The 24,116-nt window shown below is 56.8% G+C and carries 23 protein-coding genes; 5 read left to right on the top strand and 18 right to left on the bottom strand.

Translation table 11 applies throughout. The features are described 5' to 3' along the window. Positions 1–13 precede the first annotated feature (13 nt). From pgsA to DSD30_RS10435, 8 genes are all read right to left on the bottom strand, one after another. Positions 14–589 (bottom strand): CDP-diacylglycerol--glycerol-3-phosphate 3-phosphatidyltransferase, encoded by a 576-nt coding sequence (gene pgsA / locus DSD30_RS10470; protein ID WP_114009716.1) that lies wholly within the window; start codon positions 587–589, stop codon positions 14–16. Between the two features lie 207 nt (positions 590–796). Beyond that, on the bottom strand, positions 797–2,761 hold the full coding sequence (gene uvrC, locus DSD30_RS10465) for an excinuclease ABC subunit UvrC (protein WP_114009552.1): 1,965 nt from the start codon (positions 2,759–2,761) through the stop codon (positions 797–799). 93 nt (positions 2,762–2,854) lie between these two features. Continuing rightward, positions 2,855–3,838: a calcium/sodium antiporter gene (locus DSD30_RS10460; RefSeq protein ID WP_114009551.1), complete on the bottom strand. Its 984-nt coding sequence runs from the start codon at positions 3,836–3,838 to the stop codon at positions 2,855–2,857. A 244-nt stretch (positions 3,839–4,082) separates the two neighbouring features. Next, positions 4,083–4,487 (bottom strand): hypothetical protein, encoded by a 405-nt coding sequence (locus DSD30_RS10455; RefSeq protein ID WP_114009550.1) that lies wholly within the window; start codon positions 4,485–4,487, stop codon positions 4,083–4,085. Positions 4,488–4,665: 178 nt separating this feature from the next. Continuing rightward, complete coding sequence (locus DSD30_RS10450; RefSeq protein WP_157967646.1) at positions 4,666–5,328, bottom strand: ribonuclease T2 family protein; 663 nt, start codon at positions 5,326–5,328, stop codon at positions 4,666–4,668. Between the two features lie 81 nt (positions 5,329–5,409). Beyond that, a complete protein-coding gene (locus DSD30_RS10445) occupies positions 5,410–6,267 on the bottom strand; it encodes a 23S rRNA (adenine(2030)-N(6))-methyltransferase RlmJ (RefSeq protein WP_114009548.1) in 858 nt (285 codons plus the stop codon). 102 nt (positions 6,268–6,369) lie between these two features. Then, positions 6,370–7,089 (bottom strand): hypothetical protein, encoded by a 720-nt coding sequence (locus tag DSD30_RS10440; RefSeq protein WP_114009547.1) that lies wholly within the window; start codon positions 7,087–7,089, stop codon positions 6,370–6,372. A 114-nt stretch (positions 7,090–7,203) separates the two neighbouring features. Continuing rightward, the gene (locus tag DSD30_RS10435; protein WP_138147241.1) at positions 7,204–7,395 is read right to left on the bottom strand and encodes a hypothetical protein; all 192 of its coding nucleotides are present in this window, start codon (positions 7,393–7,395) and stop codon (positions 7,204–7,206) included. A gap of 39 nt (positions 7,396–7,434) precedes the next feature. Between DSD30_RS10435 and DSD30_RS10430 the strand changes: the two genes are divergently transcribed. Further along, positions 7,435–8,070: an MBL fold metallo-hydrolase gene (locus DSD30_RS10430; RefSeq protein ID WP_114009545.1), complete on the top strand. Its 636-nt coding sequence runs from the start codon at positions 7,435–7,437 to the stop codon at positions 8,068–8,070. Positions 8,071–8,094: 24 nt separating this feature from the next. Beyond that, positions 8,095–8,346 carry a DUF2164 domain-containing protein gene (locus DSD30_RS10425; RefSeq protein ID WP_114009544.1) on the top strand — a complete coding sequence of 84 codons (252 nt, stop codon included), beginning with the start codon at positions 8,095–8,097 and terminating at the stop codon, positions 8,344–8,346. A gap of 18 nt (positions 8,347–8,364) precedes the next feature. On the opposite strand, the gene DSD30_RS10420 is transcribed toward DSD30_RS10425, so the two are convergent. From DSD30_RS10420 to DSD30_RS10410, 3 genes are all read right to left on the bottom strand, one after another. Continuing rightward, positions 8,365–8,832 carry a septal ring lytic transglycosylase RlpA family protein gene (locus DSD30_RS10420; RefSeq protein WP_114009543.1) on the bottom strand — a complete coding sequence of 156 codons (468 nt, stop codon included), beginning with the start codon at positions 8,830–8,832 and terminating at the stop codon, positions 8,365–8,367. 270 nt (positions 8,833–9,102) lie between these two features. Further along, positions 9,103–9,492 carry a thioredoxin family protein gene (locus DSD30_RS10415; RefSeq protein ID WP_114009542.1) on the bottom strand — a complete coding sequence of 130 codons (390 nt, stop codon included), beginning with the start codon at positions 9,490–9,492 and terminating at the stop codon, positions 9,103–9,105. Positions 9,493–9,563: 71 nt separating this feature from the next. Then, positions 9,564–10,277 (bottom strand): cytochrome c biogenesis CcdA family protein, encoded by a 714-nt coding sequence (locus tag DSD30_RS10410; RefSeq protein ID WP_114009541.1) that lies wholly within the window; start codon positions 10,275–10,277, stop codon positions 9,564–9,566. Between the two features lie 158 nt (positions 10,278–10,435). Between DSD30_RS10410 and DSD30_RS10405 the strand changes: the two genes are divergently transcribed. Beyond that, complete coding sequence (locus DSD30_RS10405; protein WP_157967645.1) at positions 10,436–10,888, top strand: hypothetical protein; 453 nt, start codon at positions 10,436–10,438, stop codon at positions 10,886–10,888. Positions 10,889–10,962: 74 nt separating this feature from the next. Here DSD30_RS10405 and uvrB read toward each other — a convergent pair whose 3' ends face one another. The 5 genes from uvrB to DSD30_RS10380 all read right to left on the bottom strand — a co-directional run bounded on the left by uvrB (position 10,963) and on the right by DSD30_RS10380 (position 19,177). Beyond that, positions 10,963–13,530, bottom strand: coding sequence for an excinuclease ABC subunit UvrB (uvrB, locus tag DSD30_RS10400; protein WP_425359458.1), 2,568 nt, complete (start codon positions 13,528–13,530; stop codon positions 10,963–10,965). A 196-nt stretch (positions 13,531–13,726) separates the two neighbouring features. Next, complete coding sequence (locus tag DSD30_RS10395; protein ID WP_114009538.1) at positions 13,727–14,641, bottom strand: DMT family transporter; 915 nt, start codon at positions 14,639–14,641, stop codon at positions 13,727–13,729. A gap of 156 nt (positions 14,642–14,797) precedes the next feature. Continuing rightward, positions 14,798–16,033 (bottom strand): PQQ-dependent sugar dehydrogenase, encoded by a 1,236-nt coding sequence (locus DSD30_RS10390; protein ID WP_245418422.1) that lies wholly within the window; start codon positions 16,031–16,033, stop codon positions 14,798–14,800. A gap of 67 nt (positions 16,034–16,100) precedes the next feature. Further along, a complete protein-coding gene (locus DSD30_RS10385; protein ID WP_157967644.1) occupies positions 16,101–16,712 on the bottom strand; it encodes a class GN sortase in 612 nt (203 codons plus the stop codon). Next, a complete protein-coding gene (locus tag DSD30_RS10380; protein ID WP_157967643.1) occupies positions 16,709–19,177 on the bottom strand; it encodes a marine proteobacterial sortase target protein in 2,469 nt (822 codons plus the stop codon). The genes DSD30_RS10385 and DSD30_RS10380 overlap by 4 nt, the downstream gene beginning before the upstream one ends. 302 nt (positions 19,178–19,479) lie before the next feature. Here DSD30_RS10380 and DSD30_RS10375 point away from each other — a divergent pair, with 302 nt between their 5' ends. After that, the gene (locus DSD30_RS10375; RefSeq protein WP_114009535.1) at positions 19,480–19,683 is read left to right on the top strand and encodes a YgaP family membrane protein; all 204 of its coding nucleotides are present in this window, start codon (positions 19,480–19,482) and stop codon (positions 19,681–19,683) included. 85 nt (positions 19,684–19,768) lie between these two features. On the opposite strand, the gene DSD30_RS10370 is transcribed toward DSD30_RS10375, so the two are convergent. After that, positions 19,769–20,509 (bottom strand): cytochrome b/b6 domain-containing protein, encoded by a 741-nt coding sequence (locus tag DSD30_RS10370; RefSeq protein ID WP_114009534.1) that lies wholly within the window; start codon positions 20,507–20,509, stop codon positions 19,769–19,771. A 12-nt stretch (positions 20,510–20,521) separates the two neighbouring features. After that, positions 20,522–22,243 carry a tetrathionate reductase family octaheme c-type cytochrome gene (locus tag DSD30_RS10365; RefSeq protein WP_198662892.1) on the bottom strand — a complete coding sequence of 574 codons (1,722 nt, stop codon included), beginning with the start codon at positions 22,241–22,243 and terminating at the stop codon, positions 20,522–20,524. A 512-nt stretch (positions 22,244–22,755) separates the two neighbouring features. On the opposite strand from DSD30_RS10365, the gene DSD30_RS10360 reads away from it, so the two are divergent. Continuing rightward, positions 22,756–23,958, top strand: a complete 1,203-nt coding sequence (locus tag DSD30_RS10360; protein ID WP_114009532.1) for a pyridoxal phosphate-dependent aminotransferase — start codon at positions 22,756–22,758, stop codon at positions 23,956–23,958. Positions 23,959–24,116 lie beyond the last annotated feature (158 nt).

The raw sequence follows: 24,116 nt of genomic DNA, 5'->3' as shown, positions 1-24,116 counted from the left end.
GACTTCGCGCCGCTTACTCGTTGATCAGATATTTCATCCCGGCGCGGAAATAGTCATAACCGGTATAAAGGGTGAGCAACGCCGATACCCAAAGCAGCGAGAGGCCAATTTCCGTGTTGTAGGGCAACACCTTGTCCCCTGCATGGCCTGCGAGCAAGAAGCCAAGGGCGATCAGCTGGGCCGTGGTTTTCCATTTGGCCAGCTTGGTGACCGGCACACTGACCTGCAGCTCCGCAAGGAATTCGCGCAGGCCCGAAACCAGAATTTCACGGCAAAGGATGATCACACCGGCCCAGATATGCCAGCCATAGAGCGTCTGGTCATGGGCCAGCATGACAATGCAGATGGAAACCAATAGCTTGTCGGCAATCGGATCGAGCATCCGGCCAAGAGCGGATTGCATTTTCCAGCGACGGGCAAGATAGCCGTCGAAAAAATCGGTGATGGCAGCGACAGAAAAGATGCCCAATGCAGTCCAGCGGGCCCAGTCCTTGTCTGGCCAGAGCAGGACGAACACCACCGCCGGGACCGCTAGAATGCGCCCGAATGTGAGGATGTTGGGAAGGCTGAAAGTCTTGGAGCCATTCATCTTGGTCGCGCCCTTCTTCAAGACAGAGGCATGTCCGTGCCTGATGCCTGAGTGGCAAACGGGCGCAAAGAATGCTCCATCTTGAGATCATGCTGGCCCAGCGCGGCTGATGTCGCTGAAAAACCAGCGGTCTTGCATAATCGTCTCGCCCCCTTCAAAGCATGGCAGAAGGGGCGGCGTCAATGCGGCTTTAATGCCTAGTGCCGTTCAGTGGCCATCTTCGTGGAAATAGGCGTGGATCACTTTGGCCATTTGTTCAGATATGCCATCGACGGCCAAGAGATCTGAAAGGGCGGCGTTGCGCACCGCCTTGGCGGTGCCGAAATGATGCAATAGGGCGCGTTTGCGGGATGGACCGATGCCCGGAATGTCATCAAGGCCGGTCTGGGAAATCTGCTTGCTGCGTTTGGCGCGATGGGTGCCGATGGCGAAGCGGTGGGCTTCGTCGCGCAGGCGCTGAATGAAATAGAGGACAGGGTCGCGCAGGGGCAACATGAAACTGTCGCGGTCGGGCATGAAAAACTGCTCGCGCCCCGCATCCCGATCCGGCCCTTTGGCGACGCCAACAATTGGCAGATCATGAATGCCGAGGTCGGCGAGGGTCTCGCAAACCGCATTCAACTGGCCCTTGCCGCCGTCGATCAGCAACAGATCCGGCCAGGCCGGGTCTGGCATGTTGACGCCTTCATTGTCGCCAGCTTCTTTTTCTGTCATCTCGGGGCGAGGGCCATTTTCCTTCAACAGACGGGAGAAACGGCGCTCCAGCACTTCGCGCATCATGCCGAAATCATCCCCCGGGGTGATCGTGTCGGACTTGATGTTGAATTTGCGATACTGGTTCTTCATGAAGCCATCTGACCCGGCAACGATCATGCCACCAACCGCATTGGTGCCCTGAATGTGGCTGTTGTCATAGACTTCAATCCGGTTCGGGCGGGCGGGCAGACCAAAAACCTCGGCGACACCATCAAGCAGTTTGGCCTGTGTCGAGGTTTCGGCCAGACGGCGGCCCAAAGCTTCGCGGGCGTTGGCATGGGCATGGTCGACCAGCGCGCGTTTTTCGCCCCTTTGCGGCATGGTGACCGCGACCTTGTGGTCGCTCTTGCTGGTCAGTGCCTCGGCGACAAGCTCCTGTTCCTCTATCTCATGGGACAATAGCACAAGACGCGGGCAGGGTTTGTTGTCATAAAACTGGGCGAGAAAGGCACCGAGCACTTCTGCCTCGGTCTGGCTCTTATCGGCCTTGGGGAAATAGGCGCGGTTGCCCCAGTTTTGTCCGGTGCGGAAAAAGAAGACCTGAATGCAGGTCTGGCCGCCATCCTGATAGCAGGCAAAGACGTCGGCTTCTTCGGTATTCTGCGGGTTGATGCCCTGATGGGACTGAATATGGCTAAGGCCTGCCAAGCGGTCGCGATAGATCGCCGCCGTCTCGAAATCGAGGGCCTCTGATGCTTGTTGCATCTTTTCCGCCATTTCCTTGCGCACAGTCTGGCTCTTGCCAGTCAGGAATTGATGGGCTTCCTTGACCAGCTCGCCATACTGTTCGATCGAGATTTCGCCGGTGCAGGGGGCGGCGCAGCGCTTGATTTGATAGAGCAGGCAAGGGCGGCTGCGGCTTTCATAGACCGAGTCCGTGCAGGTGCGCAAAAGGAAGGCTTTTTGCAGGGCATTGATGGTGTTGTTGACAGCACCTGCCGAGGCAAAGGGGCCGTAATATTTGGCTTTTCTCTTGCGCGCGCCGCGATGTTTGGTGATTTGCGGGGCGGCATGGTCTTCACCGATCAGAATATAGGGGAAGCTCTTATCGTCACGCAGCAGCACATTGAAGCGGGGGCGGAGGCGCTTGATCAGGTTCGCTTCCAGCAGCAGGGCTTCGGTCTCGGTGGCGGTGGTGACGAATTCCATCGAGCTGGTCAACTGGATCATCCGCAGGATGCGGTTGGTCTGGTTGCCGTGGCGGGCATAGTTGGAGACGCGCTTTTTCAGGTTGCGGGCTTTGCCGACATAGAGCACATCGCCGCCCGCATTGAGCATGCGATAGACGCCGGGACCATTGGGCAAGCGGCGCACGAAATCGGCGATGACATCAAAGCCGGTCGCCGGTTTGGCGGGGGTGGCATTGGTGTCGTCGGTAGGATGGGATGCGTCGGGATGGTTCGATTCGTCAATCATGGCTGCACTTTAGAGCAAATTGAATGAATGGTGAATCAAAAGGAGGGGCTGTAAACAGACCCCTCCCGAAGGCATTTGGCTTTGTGTGTCGGCTCAGAATTTGATGCCGAGGGAAATGTCGGGCAACTCGCCAACCTTGAAGACCACTGCAATATAGGTTGCATAGGCAATCAACATGGCGATGCCGCGCATCCGCGTGATGTTCATGCGCAGCAGGGCTACAGGCAACATCAGGGCAGACGAGGCGAGCATGATCCAGAGGTCAAAGTCGATCACTTCGCTGGGCACCCTGATCGGTATGATGGTTGCCGTCAGGCCCATGATGGCCAGAATGTTGAAAATGTTGGAGCCGACCACGTTGCCGATGGCAACCGCGCCCTGATTGCGAATGGCGGCAACCAGTGTTGTGACCAGTTCGGGCAGGGAGGTGCCAAGCGCAACGACGGTGAGACCAATTGTGGCCTCTGAAACACCCCATGTGCGGGCAATGGCGGTTGCTCCGTCGATGGTGAAATTGCCGCCAATGGGCAGGCCAATGATGCCGACGACAGTGAACAGAACGGCTAGGCCAAGGCTCGATGGCGCCTCGTCCAGCATATCGCCATCCATCAGATCACAGGGTTCGCCTTTTTGCTTGCGCGAGGTCCATACGGTCCAGGAAAGGAAAAAAGCCAACAGAGACAACAGGATAATGCCTGCTGTGATATCGAGAACCCCTTGCCAGCATAGGGCCGTGAAGACAATCGAGATGGTCATCATGAAAACGGTACTGGAGCGGACGCCATTTTCCGTGCATTGGGTCATGCGGATTAGAGCTGGCATGCCAAGGACGAGCAGGATGTTGGTGATGTTGGATCCAACCACGTTGCCGATGGCGATGCCGGCTGCCCCTTCAAAGGCGGCGCGTAGTGAGATGATCAATTCAGGTGCCGAGGTACCGAAGGAGACGATGGTCAGGCCGATGATCAGTGGCGGAATGCCCAGACGGGTAGCGAGCGCAATAGCGCCTCTTACCAGAAGATCCCCGGCAATCAAGAGCAACAGGAGACCTCCAACGAGGTGCAGATACATCATCATGGGTCGTTTGACGTCCGTTATTATTGTTGGTGCCGAGGGGCTTGTTCTGGCGCTGGCTTTGGGATTGTTGAAGCGTAAACCCCTATATAGGCGGGCGTCGGAGGGATTTAAAGGCCGTTCGACAAAGGAAATAGGGAGTGCTGGATTTGTGTCGGTCTGACGCGGTGCACGCTGCCAATCAAAATGAAAGCCTCCGGCCAGAAGCTGGCCAGAGGCTTGGAGCGTCGATCAGGCAAGAGCAGGTCTAGCGCAGGGACCTGCAATAGGCACCGTGGACCTTCCACGGATCGCGGCCAAGGATGCAAGCCTCGACGCCATAGGTGTAACCGGCAAAACCGCCACGGGCTTCAATCAAGTAATAGACCCTTTTTTTGCGACCATTTTCCGTGATACCGGTGGCGCGGCAATAGCGCTGTGCGAATGCGCGCGGCCCCTGATCCCTGAGCTTGGACTGGCGGATATAGTGCAGTTGGGCGACCGGGTCACCGGACCGGACAACATTGCTTTCTGCAATGGTCAGGGTGCGGTTGATTTTGGCCAGCACGCCAGCGGAATCGCATTCCGGCAGGATCGCTGCCTTGGCGGGCATGCTGAGGGTTGCTGCGATCAGCAGAGCGGCGCTGAAGGCGGCACGGATTGGAAATGACATTCTGTCTGCTCCCCGAATGTGATTTTCCAGCAGCTTTGCCTGTTCGTTTGCCTAGGTCAAGAAAGAAATCACACGTTCTGGGCGAAAGGTGGCAGAATTCTGCGGCTGGTGGCTGTCCGGGATGAGGGGTAGCGGATGCAGGTCACAATGGCGTGACAGGGCCCGGAAAAGTGCGACATTATCGCACAGCCAGAATGCGCAGCTTGCCCCGATCTCGGCAGGCCCCTTTGAATGCGGAGGGGCTGCAGGCGCGTGGGCTTCCCTGTTTGTCAAAGCAAATCCGCACCTCGCGCAGCTTGTTCCGCTTGCAGGTCACCAGCACGCTGTCGCGCGGCAGATCCGGGTTGGCGTTGAGAAAGGCGTCGCGGATTTGCTTGACTGTCATCAGCAGGGGACGCTCCAGACCCACCAACTGGCTTGGGCGCTTTAGCGATTTGTAGCTTTTGACGGCCTTGCGGAAATAGTCAAGGGGTGACAGCCCGGTGCAGCTGCCATGCTTCTTCCATTCATGATGGATCAGGCCGCGGCTTGGGGAATATTTCAGCATCTGGTCGACAAGTTTGTCGGAGGGCTTGCGGTGCGAGGAGCGACAAAATTCCGGGTAGCCGCTTTCATGTTGCGGCCAAAGACCATGAATGACAAAGCCATAGGGACGGCCCGAAAAGCACTGCAACTTGTCGCGTCCCTGTCGGCCATCATCGGCGCAATAGGAGGGGGACCATGACAGGGCGAGGAGGTAATAATCGAAGTCTCCAGCCCGGTCGGCCTGCGCTTTATCAAACGCCAGCGGAAAGAGCATAAGGGTCGTGAGCAATGCCACAAGCTTTGTGTGTATGGCCATATTGTTCCCCATGAAGGATGGGCCGCGCCCGGTTGTCCGCTCGGCTGACCATCCTTGCCTTTTGTGTCGCACGCTTTGCTTCTAGCGTGGCGGCGCGATCCATTCAAGATGGGACCGGCGCGCCGTCTCGCCAAGGCGCTCCGCAAGGAACGGCAGCAGGGCAGACAATTCGTCATGCAGCATGAAAGGAGGATTGATGATGAACATGCCGGTGCCGTTGAGGCGTTTGGCCGTGTCGAGCTTGTTGATCACCAACTCGGCGCGCAGGATATTGTCGATGCCTTCGGCCTTGAGCATGCCCGCGGCCTCGTCAACATCGCGGCGGGCCTTGATCGGGTACCAGAGGCAATAGATGCCATTGGCCCAGCGCTTGTAGCCTTGGGTGAAGTACCAGATCATGCGATTGAACTCGCCCTTTTCCTCAAAAGGCGGGTCAACCAGCACCATGCCACGGCGCTCCTGCGGCGGCAGGTCGCCTTTGATGGCGTTCCAACCGTCCTCCTGACGGATATGGAAGCGGCGGTCGCGGCGGATGGTCTGCTTCAGGGTCTCGGCATCGTCGGGATGCTTTTCGACAAAGAAGGCGCGGTCCTGCTGGCGGGCCATTTCGGCCATCAGAAGCGGTGATCCGGGATAGGTGGTGATCGGACCTTCGGGGTTCAACTTGCGAATGATCGCCAGATAAGGCTCGCACATCTGGGCAATGTTGGCGGGCAGCGGGGCTGCATCCGGGCCCATCAGGCGGGCGATGCCCTGTTGCCACTCTCCGGTCTTCTGAGCTTCCTCGCTCGACAGATCATAGGCACCGATACCGGCATGGCTGTCCAGACAGAAGCAGGGTTTGTCCTTCTTCTGCAAATAGGTCAGGATGCGCGTTAGCACGATATGTTTCAGGCAGTCAGCGAAATTGCCTGCATGGTAGATGTGGCGATAGTTCATGGCATGCTCGGGTTGCAACGGGTGGTGCCTGGGCCCAAGGGCGGGCCAAGACCGGATGCGCCCTAATGGACGAGCGGGCGGGGACTGTCAAATGATCTCGGCTCAGTTGGCCTTCTTTTCCGACTTTTCCGCTGAATCCGCATCCTTGTCGGTGGTTGCTTCCGTTTCGTCACCGGGTGCGGTTCCTGCAGCCTTGCCTTCTTCCACTTCGGCAACGAAGGGATATATGATCAGATCCTTGTCGGCATCTTCCTTTTCCTTGCAGTCACCGGCCAAGCCAATCTGGGCGATGAAAAAGCGGTCCTTCTGCCAGGAATAGATGCTGAACTGGCGGCAGGAACTGGCCGAGCCCTGTTTCGGAATTTCCGAGCGCAGCAGCTTTTTCTTTTCATCCCATGTGGGTTTTTGCAGCTGGCTGGTGGCATACCAGCCCAGCTTGGTGTCGAGTTGAGGAAACGAGATCAGGTTGGCCCATTCATCTCGCCCATCCTCGACCTGAAACAGCCGGTAGCTGTCGCCTGACAGGCTGGACGAGCAGATGAAACCATAAAGCTTCTGGACACCCAGATCGATGTAAATCGCCTTGTCTGAGAGTTCGTCATCGTCGATGTCTGCCAGCCAGCAGCCCATTGTGGCGCGGTGATTGTCGATCAGACGTTGTGGGATGGGAATGTTGGCGGCTTGCGCCAGAGAGGCGCAAAACACAAGAGCGAACAGGCATAAAAAACCAAATAGCCAGAAAATCGACTGGGATTGGGGCTGCCTTGCAGTGGCCGCGGGCGCTTGTCTTTCGTACCCTTTGATCGATTGCCTGAATTGCATCACCAACGCTCCTGAAGAATAGTGCTGGCCTGAAGAATAGTACTGGCCTGAAGAAACGACTGGACGCAAGGATAACTGACTCGTTTTGATTGTGCCACTTTCGCGCAGGCCTGTTCACCCAAAGATGATGGAGCAGGCGCATGCGGCAACAAACAGGCTCCGGCCAAGGCGATGACCATGACCGATGAGACCCTTCTCAAGGGTGGTGATCCCAAGGAAGGTCGGATTGGATTTTGTCACGAAACAGGCTAAGCATGGGGCAAAGCGCTTCGCATCGGTTTTGCCGCCGCGAACCATATTACTCATCCGCGCAGCCAACGATGGTGCGCAAGACAGGACAGCATCATGAAAGTAGCGATTGTTCCCGTGACGCCATTTCAGCAGAATTGCACGCTGATTTGGGACGAAGAAACCGGCAAGGGGGTCGTGATTGATCCGGGCGGGGATGTGCCTCAGATCCTCAAGGTGCTGGAGCATGAAAAGATCGAGGTGGAACGCATCCTGATCACCCACGGGCATATTGATCATGTGGGGGGAGCGGCCGAGCTGCGCGACGCGCTGGATGTCGAGGTGGAAGGCCCGCATGAAGCGGACCGGATGCTGATGGAGCGGGTGGCCGATCAGGCGATCCAGTTCGGACTGCCAGAAGCCAAACCATGCGAGCCGGATCGCTGGCTGGTTGAAGGGGATCAGGTGGATATTGCCGGCATGGCCTTTGATGTATTGCATTGCCCCGGTCATGCGCCGGGCCATGTGGTTTTCTATAATGAAGATGCGCAGTTTGCCATCATGGGGGATGTCTTGTTCAATGGCTCAATTGGCCGGACCGATTTGCCCGGCGGCGACTATGACACCCTGATGGCTTCGATCCGCGACAAGATCCTGCCGTTGGGCGATGATGTGGCCTTCATTTGTGGCCATGGCAATCATTCCAATATCGGCGAAGAGCGACGGAACAATCCGTTCCTGCAAAATCTTTGACGTATCATCTCTGAGGATTGTGGGATGACCGAGGTCACGTTAACACCCGGAGAAAAGGCGCATCTGGTTGAACTGCTCAGCGCGTATGTCGCCGAGGAGCTAGACTTCGAGCTGGGGCGCTTTGAGGCGGAGTTTCTGCTCGATCATCTGGCCCGTTACATGGCACCGGTCTTCTACAATCGCGGATTGCTGGATGCGCGGGCTTTGCTTGAGAAGAAGATGGACGATTATACCGAAGCGCTCTATGCGCTGGAGCAAAAGCCCGGCCCGCGTTGAGGGCGTTGAGGGCGTGATTCAGAGTGACTTCTCAGGTGCCGTTTGAGGTTTGCTTTTCGGCAGGCTTTTGGGTGGGGTGTGTGGCCGGGCCTTTGGTGCGTTGTTGACCGCATGCTCTTTTGTCACGACGCGATAGCAGACCTTGGTGGTCCCTGCATTCTTGAAGCCAAGCTTGATGGCAGCTGCGCGGGTCACATCGATAATACGGCCCTTGATGAAGGGCCCGCGGTCATTGATCCGGACAATGACCGTTTTGTTGTTACGCATGTTGCGCACTTCTACATGGGTGCCAAATTTCAGCTTGCGGTGGGCTGCAGTCATCTTGTCCGGGTTGGCATATTCGCCGGACGCGGTGCGCGTCGTGAGCTGATACCACGAAGCCTTGCCGCAATTGTTCCATTCCGTCGCGCGACTGACATCCATCAGCACAGCCAAAAAGAGCAGGCTGGCGCTCGCCACAAGCGCATATAGGCTAACATGCTTCATCAACCGGAACTCCCTGTCGGTGCATTGGGTGACCGCAAGGCTATCCCAGATGCGGCAGGGGCACTGTTTGATCGATCAAAATGGCAAGAGTATGGTGCGTTGCAATGAAGATGCAGCCATGAAGAAGCAGCCATGAAGAAGCCATGGCTGGGGATGTCAGGAAAGAGGCTTGCAGTTCGGGCTTGATCCGGCTCCAATCCATGTCTGCCAATAAAGCAGCGCATGGAACGAGCAAAGGGAGCCAAGTGGCTCCCTTCTTTGTGGGTATGGTCAGAGGCCCTTGTCGAGCAGGGCCTTGATTTCCTTGGTCGAGGTGCCTGCAACGATGCGACCGAGTTCCTGATCGCCTTTAAGCACCAGCAGGGTGGAACGGCGGGGAATGTTGCGCGAGGTGGTGACCTCGTGGTCGCGATAATTGTCCCAGTCAACGGCGACAAAGGTTAGCGCCTTGTCATAGACATCATTTTCGGACCGCAAGCGCTCGATCACCCGCTCCTGCGCGGCGCAGGTGGTGCACCAGCTGGCTTTGTAATCGACAAAGACGGTCTTGCCCTCTTTCAGCAAGGACTGAATGAGGCCGGGTTTGTAGTCCATGACGTCAGAGGCGGATGCAACGCTGGTCATGACGAGGAAGCTCAGAAGGGCGAAAAATCGGATCATGGTTGTGTCTCCCTGAAAGATGCATTTGGCATTTCTACGGTTGATGTGGCCTTGGTGATCATTTTGGGCAGCTAGAGCGCGACAGAAAGGTCTTGCAGCCAGTAGGGCAGATGCTCGACGGCCCATGCTTCGAACCAGTGATGGACGCCGAGCAGGATCATCAGGCCGACGGCGATGAAGAGCAGACCCATCAGTGGCTTGGATTTTTCAGCTACGGCGCGCAGGGCCTGCGCCCGGCTGCGGATGGCATTCTTTGCCCCAAGGCCAAGGCCCAGAATGAGGGTCGAGACACCGGCGGCAAAGGCAATCATGATGGCGGTGGCCCAAAGGAGATTTTCTCCCTGACTGGCCAGCGCAATGGCTCCGCCAAGGGTTGGACCAATGCAAGGGGACCAGACGGCTCCGAGCAACAGACCGGCAAAGAACTGGCCCTTGAACCCTGTCAGATTGGATTGATAAAGTTGACTGTCGGCTTTGGCGGCAAAGCCTGCGGTAGCTGTCTCAAAGCGGCTGGCAAAGGCGGGCACAAGGAGGATCAGGCCGAACGCCAACATCAGGCTCGCGCCAATTTGTCCCAAAATGCGTTCATCCAGCCCGATAGCATGCCCCGCTGAGGCAACCAACAGGCCGAAGCTGACAAAGGAGATCGACATGCCAAGCGCCAAGGCTACCGGACCGCGGCGGTCTTCCGACAGGGCAGAGGCCAGTACAATCGGCAAAACCGGCAGGACACAGGGATTGATCAGGGTCAGCAGACCGGCGCCGTAAGCAAAGACAAGTTCCATGCGATGCTACACTCTCTTGGGTTCCGTCAAGGACTAACCCTTCTATAGCGGCTGCTGGAATCAACTGGGAATCACAATTCCGTTGGGTGTTGTATTGGTTCTCAGGTGCGCCTTATAGTGGTGCTTTGGCGCTGTTTGTTGGAAGGCTGGACCCGGTTTTGACCTGTGACGCTGTCATCAAAGAATCTGAACTGATCTATCTCACCTATGAGAGTTTCAATCAGCATGCATTGGCCTTGAAAGGTTGGTCGGTGACCATCGGGCTGGCGACCATTCTTGCGGTCTATGCAAGGCCGCGTACACGGGCAGGGGCGATGACGATGTTGTTTGCGGCTTTGTCTGCTCTGCCTTTCTGGATCACCGATGCGGTCTGGAAGAGCTATCAAAATGCCTATGTTCCGCGGATCAAGGCGCTCGAAGAGAACATTGCTTGCGCAGTGGATGGGGAAATAGACTTCAATATTTATTCTTCGTGGCGACCAAATTGGGGTGAGTTTGACTGGCTCGGCCTCATCTTCAAAGCCAATGTCATGATGCCGCATGTCTTTGTGCTGGCGCTTGGATGCATGGCGTTCTGGCTCTATTGCGTTGATCTCAAACGAAGCCAATAGATATATCAAGCAGCTCTTGTCTCTCATGCATAGATGGCGTGCCGTTTAAAAAGGGAGGCTTGCGCCTCCCCCCTTTATCTTTTCTTCCTTCTCCGTCCCTTGCTCTCGGCCGCGCCTTTGGGGCGGGTGCGGTCTGATCCGGGGCCCATATCATCGAGATCGGGTTGTTGAATGCGGGACGTTTTGGGCAGGTTGGCGGACGCGCCATATTTGCGCTCGCCGCGATACCCACCGGTTTTCTCGTCAACACTTGCCTGACGGGCCAATGGATCATCGGCAATGGCCAGTTCGGTCTCGCGCAGGCGTTTGACCTCGTCGCGCAGGCGGGCGGCTTCCTCGAATTCGAGGTTGGCAGCGGCGTCCTTCATGCGGCTTTCCAGATCCGCGATATGGGCTTCGAGATTGTGGCCGATGGATGCCGGGCCTTCTTCGGCCATCCCCTTGTCGACGGTGACATGGTCACTTTCATAGACCGAGCCGAGAATATCGCCGATATTCTTCTTCACGGTCTGCGGCGTGATGCCATGTTCTTCATTATAGGCAATCTGCTTCTCGCGGCGGCGGTTGGTCTCGGAGATGGCTCGATCCATCGAGCCGGTCATCCGGTCAGCATAAAGAATGACCTTGCCGTCGGCATTCCGGGCGGCGCGACCAATGGTCTGGATCAGGGAGGTTTCCGAGCGCAGGAAGCCTTCCTTGTCGGCGTCGAGAATGGCGACCAGCGCACATTCGGGAATGTCGAGCCCCTCACGCAACAGGTTGATGCCGACCAGCACATCGAAGGCCCCAAGGCGCAGATCGCGAATGATCTCAATTCGCTCGATGGTGTCGACGTCGGAATGCATATAGCGGACGCGAACGCCCTGCTCGTGGAGATATTCGGTCAAGTCTTCGGCCATGCGCTTGGTCAGGGTGGTGACCAATGTCCGATAGCCTTGTTTGGCCTTTTCCTTCACCTCTCCCAGCAAATCATCGACCTGTGTCTTGGCCGAGCGGATTTCGATGATCGGGTCGGTCAGGCCGGTGGGGCGAATGACCTGTTCGGCAAAGACGCCGCCCGCTTCTTCCATCTCCCAGCCACCGGGGGTGGCGGATACGGCAACGGTCTGGGGGCGCATGGCGTCCCATTCCTCAAAGCGCAAGGGGCGGTTGTCCATGCAACTTGGCAGGCGGAAGCCATATTCGGCCAAAGTTGCTTTACGGCGAAAGTCGCCGCGATACATTGCACCGAGCTGGCCGATGGTCACATGGCTTTCATCAACGAAGATCAGGGCATTGTCGGGCAGATATTCAAACAGGGTCGGTGGTGGCTCACCGGGCAGGCGGCCCGTCAGATAGCGCGAATAGTTCTCGATGCCCTGACAGACACCGGTGGCCTCAAGCATTTCAAGGTCAAAGCGGCAACGCTGTTCCAGCCGCTGGGCTTCAAGCAGGCGGCCATGGGCCTCCAACTCGGCGAGGCGCTCGGTTAGTTCCTTCTTGATGCTCTTGATTGCCTGATTGAGGGTTGGGCGCGGGGTGACATAGTGGGAGTTGGCATAAAGCTTGACCATCTCCAACTCGTCCATCTTCTGGCCGGTCAGAGGGTCAAATTCCTTGATTTCCTCGATCTCGTCCCCGAAGAAGGAAATGCGCCAGGCGCGGTCTTCATAGTGGGCCGGGAAAACCTCGACACTGTCACCACTGACCCGGAAGGACCCACGCTGGAAGGCCATGTCGTTGCGCTTATATTGCAGGGCGACCAGATCGGCCATCAATTGGCCCTGATCGATTTCGTCGCCAACCTCGATCTTGAAGCTCATCTCGGTATAGGTTTCGACGGAACCGATACCATAGATACAGGAGACCGAGGCGATGATGATCACGTCGTCGCGTTCCAGCAATGAGCGGGTGGCCGAGTGGCGCATCCGGTCAATCTGTTCGTTGACCGTGCTTTCCTTCTCAATGAAGGTGTCGGTGCGCGGCACATAGGCTTCCGGCTGGTAATAGTCGTAATAGGAGACGAAATATTCAACCGCATTGTTGGGGAAGAAGCTTTTGAACTCGCCATAGAGCTGGGCGGCCAAGGTTTTGTTTGGCGCAAGGATCAGGGCTGGCCGCTGGGTTCTGGCGATCAATTGGGCCATGGTGAAGGTTTTGCCCGAGCCGGTAACACCGAGCAACACCTGTGTGGCTTCGCCATTCTTGATGCCTTCTTGCAGATCGGCAATGGCGGTGGGCTGGTCGCCTGCGGGGTCGAACTCGGTGACCAGATCAAAGGAGACACCGCCTTCGGATTTCTCTGGCCGGTCCGGGCGATGAGGACGCCATGGCTCGGTATCCATGAATTCCGGGCGACCATGCTCGATGAGCGATTCAAGTGCACGCACGGTTTCCGTGACACCGGAGCGATCGTCGCTCTTGCCTTTTTTCTTCTGGGCCTTCTTGCGTTCCTTGGTGACGCGTTCCAGCTCTTCGGCCTTTTCAAGCGAAATATCGAGACCAGCAATCGGGTTCAGACCACCGGCTGCGCGTTCGCGGGCAGAGGCTTTCTCTTCCGGCTTTTTGCGGCTGCGCTTGGGTTTGTCGGATTTGTCAGTCTGTTTGGTCGCGGCAGGTTTTTCCTCGGTGCTGCGGGTGATTTCCTCGGCCCAGTCAGCGATGGAATCAGACAGGGGCATGCCTTCCAGCTGGGCTTGCGGCGCTTCGCCCAGACCGGATGCGGTGCTGCCTTTGCCCTTGCGATTGTCAGATGCCATGGAGAAAGCCCCTCAATTGTATCCGTGCGCGTCGAAGACTCAATATAAGGGAACAAATCAGGAATATGAAGGGTGTCGGACGGAAAAATTCGCCCGCTTGTCAGGCGGGCTGTTTTGCCTGTGGCTTGTCACCGGAGCGGCGCAGTTTGCGGCTGATCAGAGGCAGCAATTCGACCAGAAGAATGCAGGAAAAGATCATCGCACATCCGACCACTTGACTGCCCGTGAGTCGTTCATGGAGCAACAAAGCGCCGAAAATCGCAGCGAACAGGCTTTCGCTCGACAGCAGAATGGCAGCATCGGCTGGTGGCGTGTAGCGCTGGCCGATGGCTTGCAAGGTGAAGGACAGGCCACCTGAAAAGACGCCAGTATAGATGATTTCAAACCAGGCACCGGTCAGATTGTGCAGCGCCAGACCTTCAATCGGCAGGCCGAACAGCATGCCCAATAGACCGGCTGTGAGGAACTGGAGGCAGGCAATGGTGATCGGATTGCCATATTGGAGGACAAGCCGACCGATCAGAATGATTTGCAAGGCCCAGAACAGGCCGCTCAAGACATTCAGCAGATCACCGACGGCCATGCTTTCCAGTCTACCGGCCAACAGATAGGCTCCGATCAAGGCAATCGCCACGATGGGCCAGATATAGGCATTGGGCCAGGTGCGCAGGATCACGATCCCCATGATCGGGGTGAAGACCACATAGAGCGCAGTCAGGAAACCGGCATTGGTGACAGAGGTGGTGAAAAAGCCATATTGCTGCAAGGTGATGGCAATGAAGAAGATTGCGCCGACAAAGGCACTTTGCAACATGCCCCTGAGGGGAATGCGTTTTTCGCTTTTGCGCCACTCGAAATAGGCAAAGGGGGCGACCGAGATGGCGGCCAGAAGGAAGCGGACGCCTGTGAAGCTGAGCGGACCGATGGAGTCCATGGCGGTGGATTGGGCCACGAAGGCAGCGCCCCAGACCATGGCGGCGATCAACAACAGGCTATTGGCAGTCAAACGGGACATGGCATCACTTCCGGACACATTTTTTGAGGCGGGTCTGTCATAAAGTCATCAAGGGCCGACAAGGGAGGCTTGTCGGCCCGGTCAAACGGAATTACGCCATTTTCTGCGATCAATCAATTGAATAGTTTCGATGGATTGCGCAGGGAAATTGATGGATCATCGGGCGGGGGTGATCCGTAGCAAGGCACCACGCGAGGAGTCGGTCAACAACCAAAGGGCACCGTCGGGGCCGGAGCGCACATCGCGGATGCGACCATAAAGCCGCTCAAGCAGAATTTCCTCATGGGTGACCCGGTTTCCCTCAAGGGTCAGGCGGACCAGTTTCTGGTCCTTCAAGGCACCAACAAACAGGTTGCCTTTCCAGTCGGGGAACAGATCGCCATCATAAAAGGCCAAACCGGACGGTGCTATGGATGGGTCCCAATAGTGGATCGGCTGCTCCATGCCGGCCTTCTGAGTGCCTTCGCCGATGCGGCCTCCGGAATAGTGACGGCCATAGGAAATGGTTGGCCAGCCATAATTTTTGCCTGCTTCCGGACGATTGATTTCATCACCGCCCCGGGCGCCATGTTCAACGGTCCAGAGTTGACCGGTTTCGGGATGGATGGCGGCACCTTGCGGATTGCGATGGCCAATCGACCATAGTCCCTCTTTGGCATTGGCACCGAAGGACGGATTGTCAGCGGGGATCGATCCGTCGTCTGTCAGGCGGATAACCGAGCCAGAGGCGTTGGTGACATCCTGCGCTCTTGGGCGTACCCCATGGTCGCCGAAGGTGACATAGAGGTTGCCATCCGCGGCAAAAGCGATGCGGGAGCCATAATGGTAGGTTCCGGCGCTGGGCAGGACTTCATACAGGGTTTGCTGATCCGACAGGGTTGGTGAACCCGTTCCGAGACCTGACAATTTGGCCCGCACCAGAGTGGTTCCCGTGCCCCCTTCGGACTGGCGTGCGAGGGTGAAATAGGCCCAGTTGGTCTGGCTGAAATCCGGGTGGAGGGCGACATCCAGCAGCCCGCCCTGACCGGCGACATGGGCTGAGGGCGGGTTTTTAACCGCCGTCTTTTCTCCTGATGCAGTGTCAAACAGCCATAGACCACCGGTTCGTTCGGTCACCAGCAACTGTGTTCTTGACAAAAAGGCCATGCCCCAGGGACGATCGAATGTGGCTATTTGTTCGATTTCGATCGGGCCGGTCTGGGTTTCAAGACTGGGAGTCTGTTGGGCATTTGCCTTCGACAGACTGGTGGCCAGGAAGAAGGCCGTGGCAAGGGCCAGCATGGCCCACATCAGATTTGTTCCTGCGATATTTGAGCGAGGATCTCGCATATCAACCGCCTTGAATGAGGGCATCTTGCGGGCTGCGATATCAGGGGGTGTATGTGCAGTCATGAAGCATCTCCGTCCGGTCAGAAGAAAGGCGTCTTGCTTTCTTCTACGTAGGGATGCGTAGGGTTGATCACAATGGGGCTGCCTGCGTTGAGGGGAGGGACTGGAGCAGACGAGCCTCGGCAATGAAACGCAACGGGCCGGGAGTGACATCTTCAAAGGGCCAACAGGAGGTGAGTGCAAGGGTTGGCTCAAAGCTGTCCTTGCTGAGGCCGGAGCGGTCCCAAGGGGCAATGCGCATTTGTTCGACCTGATAGGTGAGTGTCAGACCCTTGAGAGGCTCAATGTGGATTTTCATGCCCGGCTTCAGTTGGGCCAGTGGTTTGAAATGGGTGTCGCGGTGGGCGGAAATCACCGACAGGCCATCCTCGCCCAAGGATGCTGACTGGTTGAGCAGAACAGGCCCGAAGGCAAGACCCTCGCCACCCGCCTCGCGCAGGATAATCGCTTCAAAGGCAATGGCCGGAATGGACAATTTGGCGACGGGCCATGTGTCGGCCCAGCCCCATGCCTTGACCGGGGTGCCTGTGGTCTGGCTTTCCATCCAGGCGCGCTGGAGGAGAAATTGTGCCAGCTTGGCCTTGGCAGGAATCCAACCTGCCCAGAGGATCAAGGCAAAACCCGCCATGCCGATCAGCATGGCGGGGAGTTTAAGCCAGTGTCGTTGTCGCGCCGGGGTCATTTCTTGGCCACGCGGCGCCATTGCAGCCAGGCAAGCAATCCGCCTGAGAGCAACAGTAATAAGGTACCAGTCAGCAGAATCAGGTCTGCCTTGGTTGCGGTTTTCGGCAGCATGATCTGACCCTGATTGGTTTGCACCGCAGCCAATTTCATCGGTTGCCCGCTGGCCCCCACCATCGGGGCAGCCTGAGGGGCAATCAGGGCAGAGGTCCGCATACTGCTGTCACGCATTTGCATCGACATGCGTTTCTTGCTCGTGCCGGTCATGGCCTTGGCTGGGGCTGCCATCACTGGCTGAGCCATTTCGGCCTGCTCACCAAAGACCTTGTCCATTTCCCAGCCATCGGGCAGGTTCAATGGCACTTTCTTGCTTTCAAGTCCCTCTTCGCTTGGACGGGACGGTGTGACATCGACGGCGACGAGGCTGGTCAGGCGGGTGACCAGATGATGGTCAAGGCCGAGCGTCTCGATCCGCTTGTCAATTGCCTTTGAGTCATTGGACAGAAGGCGGTCACTTTCGAGCTGACGGATCTTGCCACGGGCCCAGATCTTGTTGACAGCCGTTGACGGGGCGGCTTTGGTCAGATCGACGGACAAGGTCCATGGCTGATTGTCAAAGCGGCCTTTCAGGGTCAGCGTGTCGCCAAGTTTGTTTGCCTTGAGGGCAAGGATCACCGGTTCGCCAAGATAAAGATCGGGCAGGGCATCGGGGGACGCTTCGATCCCTTCGCTGCCCGCAAGGGTGACGGTGAGGTCGGTGGCGACCGGACTGCTCAACTGCTTGAACAAGGTCTCCATCTGGCTCTGTACTTCGGTGATATCACCGATATGGGTGAAGGTGCCGCGTCCCACTTCTGCCGCACGGGACATGAAGAAGCTGTTGGGGGCGGAGCCGATGCCAACAGTGAAGATGCGCGAGCGACCTTTCTGGGATTTGACCGCCTCAAACAATTGCTTTTCATTGCCGATGGCTCCATCGGTGAGGAAGATGACCTGACGCAGGGTCGGGGCATTGGGGGCGCTGTCGGCCAAGGCTTCCAGCATGGCTGGCAGCATTTCTGTGCCGCCTTCGGCCTTGATGCGATTGACCCAGCGCTTGGCCTTGGCGACCGTCTCGCTATCGGCCTTTTGCGGCGCACCGAACAGCTGGTTCATTTCATTGTTGAAGCGGATGATCTGGAAGCTGTCTTCAGGCTTGAGTTGATCAAGGGCTTCGATCAGGCTGGCGCGCGCCTGACGGATCGAAGGGCCTGCCATGGAGCCGGACTGATCGATGACGAAGATCACTTCACGCGGTGGCACTTTCAGGCTCTCGGTCAGCTTGTAGGGCGGCGTGATATAGGCCAGCAGATAATCTTGCGTCGTTTCATTCTTGCCGGTCAGTTTCTGGGTGAAGAGGCCGAGATTGGGAGTCTTGCCCTTCTTGCCGGTCCAGGTGAGGAGGAAATCCTTATCCGCTGGCACAGCCCCTTCTTTGAGGGTCAGCGTGACCTTGTCGTCGCCTGCGGGCTTGATGTCGACGTCATGATAGTGGCTGACGACCTTGTCGAGCGGGAAGCCGGAATTGAGGGTAACCGAAAGGGTGACCGGATTGCTCTTGTCCTCTTTGTTCGGATCGATCACCGGGGCGGTGATGGTGTCACGGTCCGGCACCGGATCGGTGGAGCCCCAGCCGCTGGTGCCAGCGGTCTGTTTGGCTTCCATGTCAATGACGGGCTGCAACGGTTTGTTGAGCGGATTGTAGCGTGGGGCGACCACCAGAGGCACGCGCAGGGAGAAGTCTTCGCCTTTGCGCGGGATGGTTTCCTGATATTCGATCTGGACGGTGATGCTCTCGCCCGGGCCGATATTGGCGACTGCATTGGTGAAGAGGTTGGGACGCTGCTGTTCGAGCAGGCTGGCTTTCTTGCCTTCGCGTTTGGCGGCCTCGTAGATTTCACGGGCTTCCTGCTTTGGCTTGATCTTGCCTTCGATCAGGCGATCGCCAACCTTCATTTTCAACTGGTCGACGGCGGCATTGTCCGGCAGAGGAAAGACATAGATGCCCTCGACCCAGACGTCGCTGGGATTGAGAAATGTTTGCGTGACGGTGGCGCGGGCAACCGGGCCGGTGACGTCGAGCTTGATGTCGGTGGCGACTTTGGGTGCTTCGACATATTTGCCCGGCTCTTTGGCTTTGAACAGCAGACCGCCGGATTGCATGTCATTGGGGCCGACCAGGCGCAGGTCGCTGGACGCTCTGGCCTGTGGGGCCTGTTCCGCGGCGGTGATCTCAGGCGTGGTCACCGGAGCCGAACGGGCAGGATGTGCAGCAACCGTGAAGCCGATGCCAATGGCCAGCGCGTAGGCGCCGATCCAGATTTTGAAGGCCTTGGAAATGGATTTTTCTGATCCTCGTTTCAGGTCGAGGTCAATGGAATGGCGGCGGCGCTTTTTGCGCTGACTATCAGGTGATGAAAGGGGCATTGGTGATCGTCTCTCAATCGGATGTATGACCATGAAGGCATGTCTTGATCCTAGGATCACACCCGAATGCGGCCCGGTTTTGAGGGAAAAAGGGCAGAAGCGGACAAATATTGTGACCATTTTGCGGCTGGCCAGTTAAAAGCCGGAAAGGGCAATCACGTGCCGGTGAAGGCGATCCCCGAGTGACTCGGTTTTTCACCTGCGGTCGCATGTCGCATATAAAGGCGTATTTACGATGAAAGATTTATTTGATATGAATATTCGCAAATACTAATTTAATTGAGCATGCAAAGGATAGCTCCATGTGCCTTGACCGTACCATCTTCGCCTTCGCTGGCGTCATGATCCTGATCTCCGTCGCCCTGACCCAGTTTGTCAGCCCGCTCTTCATGTGGTTGACCGTGTTTATCGGCGCCAACCTGCTGCAATCTGCCTTCACCGGCTTTTGTCCGGCAGCAATGATCTTCAAGATGCTGGGCGTAAAGCCCGGCAGTGCTTTCAAATAAGTCTCTGAGACTTTTTCCTCTCTGACTGGTCCAACAAAAAAGGCCGCAGCGGATGCTGCGGCCTTTTTGGTGTGTGTTGCGAGCTTTATTTGATGCGATCTGGTTCGTGGGTCTCCAGATAGGTCACTTCGGCGTCGGTTAGCTCCATATCCTCGTAGCCCGAGATCATGGCGCGGGTATAGTGAAAGATCGTCTTGCCTGTCGTGACCATATAGATGTGTCCGATGACAAAGGCGACCATCAGGAAAGCGCCAATGAGGTGGAGCAGAACAACGAGGTTGAAGATGTCGTGATTGCCCGAGTTGCCCGCCCAGAAACTGTAGAACATATAGGCCAGCCCGGAGAGCCAGAGCAGCGGCCCGACCAAGGTCATGATCGCGAAATAGGCGGCGGACTGGAGTGGATTCTGTTTCCGGCTCAGGGTGCGCTTGTAGGGATGGGGCTGGCCCACCATCATGCCGATCAGATAATGGCGGATGACGGCCCAAAGGCCCGCATTGGTCGGCACGAAATGTCGCCATTGACCGGTGGTGATCGTCCAGAAGGCTGTAAACAGCCACAGGAAGATCAGGGCAAAGGCGGCGATATCATGCATCATCACCGCCTTTTCGAACGGGATGAAGCGGATCGTGCCATGGACAGTGAAGCCGGAGAAGGCCAGCAGGAAAATCAGCAACGCCTGAGACCAGTGCCAGAAGCGCTCATAGCGAGAGTAATTCTTCACCTTGCGATGCTGAAGGGGCGGTTTGCTGTCTTTGGTGCCAGTTTCAGGGCCAGTTTCAGGGCCAGTTTTGGGGCCAAGGGGAGTTGATGCAATGTCTGTCATGATACGCACTCCTCAAGATTGGCGTTTGCTGCGGGTGACAATCCGGAAAGCGGTGTGGATGCCAACGCCGATGATGGTCAGGATGATGAGGCCATAGCCAAGCCAATCCAGAATGCCGAAGCTGTCGCGTCCCGGAATGTAGACCCCGGTGATGCCTTCGAGGCGGCCATTCTTGGTATGGCATTCGCCACATTGAACGGCCTGCTCGGTCGGTGCGACCATATGCGTGATCGGCCAGAACATCTGGGTTTTCGCCCAGTCATATTTGCCGGAATAAGGCTTGCTCATATAGTCCATGCCGGCCTGAAGAGCCTTGCCCCAGTCATAGGTCTTCCAATAGGCATTGTCGTCCTTGCCGAACAGATGCATATAAGCGAGCTTCTTGCTTTCGGCATCGATCGGCTGAACGGTGTTCATCAGCTTGAAAGGCCAGATGCGTGCGGTCTTGTCGCTGGCATCCCCATGCAACTGATTGAGGACCACTGGCGAGGCCGTGTCGAGCGGGTCATCATCGGTCTTGTAGGTGATCGTGCCGTTGAACCAGGCATAGACTGGCGTGACATTCTCTTTGTAGACGAAGGTCCCTTTCTTGGAATTGTAGGTCGGGTTGCCGTTATCGTCTTTTTCGACATATGGTTTGCCGTCTTTCTTCTTGCCGGCCGTTGACCAGTCCCAGAGCATTTTGGTGGCGATGCCGCCTCTGGCAAATTCCGGGATATGGCACGTCTGGCAAGCGACGGTGTCGGTATGGTTGTTGAGCTTGACCGCTTCCAGCGTTGCGCCTTGATGCGGTGCGTCGGAATGGCAGCTCTCGCATGATGCTGTCTTGTTGGAACGACGGATCTGATAGGACGGAATGGATTTTCCGTCCGCGTCGCGGGTCACCGGCTTGGCATCCATCTCAAAGCGGGAGCCCGGCCATTTGTGCCCGGAGCCCGAGTGACAGGCGGAGCAGGCCATGTTGCCGCCATCGGTGGCCATATGGACGTCGAGATCGCGTGGCGGATTGGTCAGCGAACTGTCGATGTCGCCATGCTTGACCGCGTCGCCACCGCCGCCAAAGAAGTGGCAAGCGCCGCAATTTTCACGTTGGGCGAGATTGACCGACTGGGCGGCCTTGGTCAGGTCGGAGACGGGGAAGTCCTTGCCATTGAACTTTTTCGGTTCGGTGATTGGCAGACCCGCCATGGTCGGGAACTTGCGATAATATTTCTTGGGTGCATGGCAGACGAGGCAATCGACCGCACTTTCCTCCTTGGGCGGCGGTTGGCGCATGTCTTTCCAGCCATACCCTGCGTGACAAGATGTGCAGCGGGCTTCGTTCGAGGCGACATTGCCACAGAAATTGTTGATCACATTGCGCTTGCCAAGGGTCTGGCCGGTGGTCTTGTTGGCGAAGACCCATTGGTAATGAATGCTGTCCTGCACCTGATGGGCGGCTTCGGTGTGGCAGGAGAGGCAAGCCTTGGTGACCTCTGGTCCGCTTTTGAAGTCCTGTTGCAGGATTTCGAATTTGGTGTGGTCGGCGGTCTCTCCGGGTTCCTTGCCGGTTACCTGTCGGCTGGCATCACTTGGTGTCGATGCATTTGCTTCAGTGGCCTGTGCCGGGGAGGCCTTCACCTCCATATCGGCGATAAACGATCCGGAAAACGTTACAAAAATGGCGACCATCAGGCTTGAGGTCAGGGTACAACATACCCGCCGCAAACCACGTCGTCTTGAACTGTCCGTCATTGGTTCCTCCTAACGGATGCTCGATAGACCGGACAGAACAAAGGCCAGCTTCGCACTGCCCGGTTTGAGTCTGTCTGCGTGTGATGACGCAGTCTGGATTTGGAGGCGCCAGACTCGCCCGGTCCAAAAATTAGTATATTATGAAATTCGAAAATTACAGAATAGTAATGTTGGACAGAATGTCGCAGATGTGGCTAAGCTGCGCCAAATTTGATATATCGCAAAAAGGGTTAGGTCTGAGGCCTGCTTTATCGTGACTTATCCGACTATGGGCGCATCTGGTTTATGTAGAAGCCCGCATTCCGAAACGAATGTAGGTTGCTGCTTGTTGGTTGGGTACATTTGTGCGCAAGAATTGCGACACCAAAAGGCTAGGAACGGACGATTCTTACCTGGCCCTGCTTGAATTGCCTATGGGGCTGCACTAGTGTTCCGGTGCGGTCGCGTTGGGAAGCCTTCTCAACGACAGGGTCCGCTTGACTTTATTTTTCGCTTTATATTTGGAGGGCTCAATGAGCTTTATCGCCGAGCAGCTTTCGCGTGTTCAACCATCTGCAACGATTGCAGTGACCAACAAAGCGCGAGAACTCAAGGCCGCTGGTCGTGACGTCATCGGTCTGGGGGCTGGAGAACCAGACTTCGATACACCTGACAACATCAAAAAGGCCGCTATCGATGCGATCACTCGTGGCGAAACCAAATATACAGCTGTTGATGGGATCCCTGAACTGAAGAAGGCGATTGCCGACAAGTTCAAGCGTGAAAATGGCATCGATTACGATCCTGGCCAGTGCTTTGTTGCACCGGGTGGCAAGCCGATCATCTATAATGCCATGATGGCGACGATCAATCCGGGCGATGAGGTTATCATCCCTGCGCCATATTGGGTGTCCTATCCTGATATCGTTCTGCTGGCTGGTGGCATTCCCGTCGCCGTGGAAGCGACCATCGAGCATAATTTCAAACTGCAGCCCGAGCAGTTGGAAGCGGCGATCACCGAGAAGACCAAATGGATCATCTTCAACTCGCCATCCAACCCGACCGGTGCGGCCTATACCCATGACGAGCTGAAGGCTTTGACCGACGTGCTGGTCAAGCATCCGCATGTCTGGATTCTGACCGACGATATGTATGAGCATCTGGTCTATGACGACTTCAAGTTTGTCACCCCGGTTCAGGTCGAGCCATCGCTCAAAGATCGCACCCTGACGATGAATGGTGTGTCGAAAGCCTATGCGATGACCGGCTGGCGTATCGGTTATGCGGCAGGTCCATTGGAGCTGATCGGCGCAATGCGCAAGATCCAGTCCCAGTCCACTTCCAACCCGACTTCCATTTCACAGTGGGCGTCTTTGGAAGCTTTGGAAGGGCCACAGGATTTCATCCCTGAACGCGCGAAAGTGTTCAAGGAGCGTCGCGACATGGTGGTTGCCCTGCTCAATGAGTGCGAGGGTCTGGAATGCCCGACCCCGGAAGGTGCTTTCTATGTCTATCCGTCCTGTGCGGGTTGCATTGGCAAGACCGCGCCATCGGGCAAGGTGATCGAGAATGACAGTGACTTCGTCACCGAGCTGCTCGAAACCGAAGGTGTGGCTGTGGTGCAGGGTGTGGCCTTTGGCCTTGAGCCTTATTTCCGTGTTTCCTATGCGACCTCTACCGAGGCCCTGACAGAAGCCTGTGCACGCATCAAGCGCTTCTGTGCCGCGCTGAAATAGGCTTTTGCCAACAATAGATAGTCAAAGGTCCGCCCTCACCGGGGCGGGCCTTTTTTGGTTTCGGCTGTATGAAAATGCCTTCTAATACTAAGGTTTTAGGCGATGTGGTATCATGGGAAGGGGCTGTCATGGAAATGTCAAATAGCGGTGACTCTTCG

It is taken from the genome of Cohaesibacter intestini (genome assembly GCF_003324485.1).
Taxonomy (GTDB): Bacteria; Pseudomonadota; Alphaproteobacteria; order Rhizobiales; family Cohaesibacteraceae; genus Cohaesibacter; species Cohaesibacter intestini.
This window is presented reverse-complemented; position numbering and strand designations above follow the sequence as displayed.

Coding starts and splice junctions, on each gene's coding strand:
- pgsA (WP_114009716.1), bottom strand. CDS start 589: ATGAATGGCTCCAAGACTTTCAGCCTTCCCAACATCCTCACATTCGGG.
- uvrC (WP_114009552.1), bottom strand. CDS start 2,761: ATGATTGACGAATCGAACCATCCCGACGCATCCCATCCTACCGACGAC.
- DSD30_RS10460 (WP_114009551.1), bottom strand. CDS start 3,838: ATGATGATGTATCTGCACCTCGTTGGAGGTCTCCTGTTGCTCTTGATT.
- DSD30_RS10455 (WP_114009550.1), bottom strand. CDS start 4,487: ATGTCATTTCCAATCCGTGCCGCCTTCAGCGCCGCTCTGCTGATCGCA.
- DSD30_RS10450 (WP_157967646.1), bottom strand. CDS start 5,328: ATGGCCATACACACAAAGCTTGTGGCATTGCTCACGACCCTTATGCTC.
- DSD30_RS10445 (WP_114009548.1), bottom strand. CDS start 6,267: ATGAACTATCGCCACATCTACCATGCAGGCAATTTCGCTGACTGCCTG.
- DSD30_RS10440 (WP_114009547.1), bottom strand. CDS start 7,089: ATGCAATTCAGGCAATCGATCAAAGGGTACGAAAGACAAGCGCCCGCG.
- DSD30_RS10435 (WP_138147241.1), bottom strand. CDS start 7,395: ATGAGTAATATGGTTCGCGGCGGCAAAACCGATGCGAAGCGCTTTGCC.
- DSD30_RS10430 (WP_114009545.1), top strand. CDS start 7,435: ATGAAAGTAGCGATTGTTCCCGTGACGCCATTTCAGCAGAATTGCACG.
- DSD30_RS10425 (WP_114009544.1), top strand. CDS start 8,095: ATGACCGAGGTCACGTTAACACCCGGAGAAAAGGCGCATCTGGTTGAA.
- DSD30_RS10420 (WP_114009543.1), bottom strand. CDS start 8,832: ATGAAGCATGTTAGCCTATATGCGCTTGTGGCGAGCGCCAGCCTGCTC.
- DSD30_RS10415 (WP_114009542.1), bottom strand. CDS start 9,492: ATGATCCGATTTTTCGCCCTTCTGAGCTTCCTCGTCATGACCAGCGTT.
- DSD30_RS10410 (WP_114009541.1), bottom strand. CDS start 10,277: ATGGAACTTGTCTTTGCTTACGGCGCCGGTCTGCTGACCCTGATCAAT.
- DSD30_RS10395 (WP_114009538.1), bottom strand. CDS start 14,641: ATGTCCCGTTTGACTGCCAATAGCCTGTTGTTGATCGCCGCCATGGTC.
- DSD30_RS10390 (WP_245418422.1), bottom strand. CDS start 16,033: ATGACTGCACATACACCCCCTGATATCGCAGCCCGCAAGATGCCCTCA.
- DSD30_RS10385 (WP_157967644.1), bottom strand. CDS start 16,712: ATGACCCCGGCGCGACAACGACACTGGCTTAAACTCCCCGCCATGCTG.
- DSD30_RS10380 (WP_157967643.1), bottom strand. CDS start 19,177: ATGCCCCTTTCATCACCTGATAGTCAGCGCAAAAAGCGCCGCCGCCAT.
- DSD30_RS10375 (WP_114009535.1), top strand. CDS start 19,480: ATGTGCCTTGACCGTACCATCTTCGCCTTCGCTGGCGTCATGATCCTG.
- DSD30_RS10370 (WP_114009534.1), bottom strand. CDS start 20,509: ATGACAGACATTGCATCAACTCCCCTTGGCCCCAAAACTGGCCCTGAA.
- DSD30_RS10365 (WP_198662892.1), bottom strand. CDS start 22,243: ATGACGGACAGTTCAAGACGACGTGGTTTGCGGCGGGTATGTTGTACC.
- DSD30_RS10360 (WP_114009532.1), top strand. CDS start 22,756: ATGAGCTTTATCGCCGAGCAGCTTTCGCGTGTTCAACCATCTGCAACG.